Annotated in this window: 1 protein-coding gene and 1 pseudogene; one reads left to right on the forward strand and one right to left on the reverse strand. The window is 70.7% G+C overall.

Translation table 11 applies throughout. The annotated features are described in order from the left end of the window. Positions 1-1,359 (reverse strand): TAXI family TRAP transporter solute-binding subunit (locus tag FV222_RS24860; RefSeq protein WP_147815893.1); only part of this gene is annotated, 1,359 nt, incomplete at its 3' end. Between the two features lie 107 nt (positions 1,360-1,466). Here FV222_RS24860 and FV222_RS24865 point away from each other — a divergent pair. After that, positions 1,467-1,825 (forward strand): annotated as a pseudogene (locus FV222_RS24865) (hypothetical protein); the annotation flags it as partial.

Raw genomic sequence — 1,825 nt, forward strand, 5'->3', positions numbered from 1 at the left:
GTTCAGTCGAGGTAGGCGCCGTAGGCGTCGACGTGGTCGGCGGCGGCCGTCGTTGATCGCGGCGTGGACGCCGTCCACCGCCAGGATCAGGGCGCTGACCGTGCGCGCGTCGATCGAGCGCTCGCGGGCGTAGCGCACCACGTCGGCGACGAGGTCGTCGACCTCGATCGCCAGGGCGTCGAGCTCGGCCATCGTCGGCGCGGCGCGGACCTCGCGCATCACGTCGAGCAGGCGGTCGAGTACGATGTCGACCCGCTCGCGGCGCTTGCGCGCGAGGCGCTGGCCGAGCCACGCGACGGCGGAGCCGATCGTGCCGCCGAAGAAAGCCAGCAGGTAGATGTAGTCCTCGTAGCGGTCGAGGAACGTCTGCTGCTCGCGCTCGAAATAATCCACCGCGCCTGGATGGTTCGGCAGCCGCGCCGAGGTGGCGGCGACGGTGGTGTCGAAGTCGGGCGCCTTCATCAGCTTGGCGATCGGCGCGGTCGCGGCGAGCCGCGAGCGCCATTCGAACAGGTGTTGCGTCGCCGACGCGACGGCGACGCGGCTGACGGTGCCCCGCGCCATCAGGCGATAGGAGGCGCCGACGGTCTTGACCTCCTCGGCCGGCCGCTTCGGGCGGCCGCCGAAGGTGCCGGCCGGAATCGTGACGGATTGCAGCTCGGGGTAGCGCTGCAGGATCGCATCCCCGTCGGGCACCGAGACGAGGCCGACCTTCTTGTCGGGCAGGCCGACCTCGACGGCGTGTACCATGGCGCCAGCGGCCTTCGAGGTCGGGCTCGCGATGATCGCCACCGCGTCCACCCGCTTGTCGGCGATGGCGGCGGTGACCTCGGACGGCTTCAGGGTCACCAGCGCGACCTGCCCCAGAGGGACTTCCTCGCCGTCCGGTAAGTCGGCGGCTGCGGGGACGAAGTCGTAGAAGGTCAGCATGTTGGTGATGAACGGGATGTCGGCGCTGTGCCGCACGACGATGCCGAGGCGTTTGCGCGCCAGCGCCGGGAATTCGTCGATCTCGCCCGACTCCGACGCCGCGACGACAAGGGCCTCGTCGTGGAGGATCGCCAGCGTCAGGCCGTTCTCGGGCAGCAGCACGTCCGGCCGCACCACGGCGAGGTCCGCCTTGTTGGCCTGGAGCGCGGCCGCGCTGTCCCGCACGTCGGCGTAGCGCACCACCTTCAGGCGTACGTCCTCGCGGGCGCGCGACAGGGCGTTCGCGTAGGCCTCGATCAGCGCGGCCTCGGGGCCGTCCTGCGGCCCGACGGCGACGGTGAGCGTGGTCGGCCGAGACAGGTAGACCACGGCCGCCGCCGTGGCGGCGAGCCCGAGGGCGAGCAGCACGAGGAGCCACTCGCGTCTCAACAGGATGGCCGATGCTGCGGGGAGGAGACCATGACCGATCCTGCCGCGTTGCCTGCGTTCCATGGCTGATCCATGGAACGCAAACCTGTCCGGATCGTGAAGAACACGTGAAACGCGCAACCGTTGCAGAACCCGGGGCGAACCGCGCGGCGCGGCCGACGCCCCCCGTCACCGCGACCTATGTCGAGCGGGCGGCGCTGCATTACCTGGAGCGCTACAGCGCCTCGGTGGAGATGCTGCGCCGGACGCTCCGGCGCCGGGTCGAGAAGCGCGCCCGCGCCCGCGGCGAGGATGCGAGCGCGTTCTTCGAAATGATCGAGGCGACGGTGGCACGCGCGGTCTCGGCCGGCCTCGTCGACGACGCCCGCTTCGCCACGGCGCGGCTGCCGAACCATCCAGGCGCGGTGGATTATTTCGAGCGCGAGCAGCAGACGTTCCTCGACCGCTACGAGGACTACATCTACCT

The sequence above is a fragment of the Methylobacterium sp. WL103 genome (assembly GCF_008039885.1).
Classification (GTDB): Bacteria; Pseudomonadota; Alphaproteobacteria; order Rhizobiales; family Beijerinckiaceae; genus Methylobacterium; species Methylobacterium cerastii.